A 1248-nucleotide genomic window follows, 5' to 3' on the forward strand; every position below is an offset into this window, starting at 1 on the left:
AAAAAGGCCGCCCTGTTTGGAGCGGCCTTCTTTAGTTTTATCGATGCGCCGGGCTGAAGCCCGTCCTACCGATTATTCGATGATTTTCGACACAACGCCGGCGCCAACGGTACGGCCGCCTTCACGGATGGCGAAGCGCAGGCCGTCTTCCATCGCGATCGGTGCGATCAGCTCGACGGTGAAGCCGACGTTGTCGCCGGGCATAACCATCTCGGTGCCAGCCGCCAGGGTCACGGTGCCGGTCACGTCAGTCGTACGGAAGTAGAACTGCGGACGGTAGTTCGCGAAGAACGGCGTGTGACGGCCGCCTTCTTCCTTGGTCAGGATATAGGCTTCGGCTTCGAACTTGGTGTGCGGTGTAACCGAACCCGGCTTACACAGAACCTGGCCACGCTCAACGCCGTCACGGTCGATACCGCGCAGCAGGGCGCCGATGTTGTCGCCCGCTTCACCGCGATCCAGCAGCTTGCGGAACATTTCAACACCGGTACAGGTGGTTTTCTGGGTGTCACGGATGCCGACGATTTCGATCTCGTCGCCAACGTTGATCACGCCACGCTCAACACGACCGGTCACAACGGTACCACGACCCGAGATCGAGAACACGTCTTCGACCGGCATCAGGAACGGCTTGTCAACTTCACGCTCAGGGGTGTCGATGTAGTCGTCAACAGCCGCCATCAGCTCTTTGATCTTCTCTTCGCCGATTTCCGGGTTGTTGCCTTCCATCGCCGCCAGAGCCGAACCTGCGATGATCGGAACATCGTCGCCGGGGTAGTCGTAGCTGGACAGCAGTTCGCGAACTTCCATCTCAACCAGTTCCAGCAGCTCTTCGTCGTCAACCTGGTCAACTTTGTTCATGAACACGACCATTTTCGGGATGCCAACCTGGCGGCCCAGCAGGATGTGTTCACGTGTCTGCGGCATCGGGCCGTCAGCTGCGTTCACAACCAGGATCGCGCCGTCCATCTGGGCAGCACCGGTGATCATGTTCTTGACGTAGTCGGCGTGGCCGGGGCAGTCAACGTGCGCATAGTGGCGGTTGTCAGTCTCGTATTCCACGTGGGCGGTCGAGATGGTGATGCCGCGCGCTTTTTCTTCCGGCGCACCGTCAATCTGGTCATACGCTTTGAAGTCACCGAAATACTTGGTGATTGCTGCGGTCAGCGTCGTTTTACCATGGTCAACGTGGCCAATCGTGCCGATGTTGACGTGCGGTTTTGTACGCTCAAACTTTTCCTTTGCCAT

Annotated in this window: 1 protein-coding gene; it reads right to left on the reverse strand. The window is 58.4% G+C overall.

Annotation, left to right across the window (positions count from 1 at the left end):
* Positions 1-72: 72 nt before the first annotated feature.
* Positions 73-1248, reverse strand: a 1176-nt coding sequence (gene tuf, locus GOX75_RS20215) for an elongation factor Tu (RefSeq protein ID WP_170337277.1), incomplete at its 5' end; no start/stop codon positions are given.

It is taken from the genome of Ruegeria sp. HKCCD7251, assembly GCF_013031165.1.
GTDB lineage: Bacteria > Pseudomonadota > Alphaproteobacteria > Rhodobacterales > Rhodobacteraceae > Ruegeria.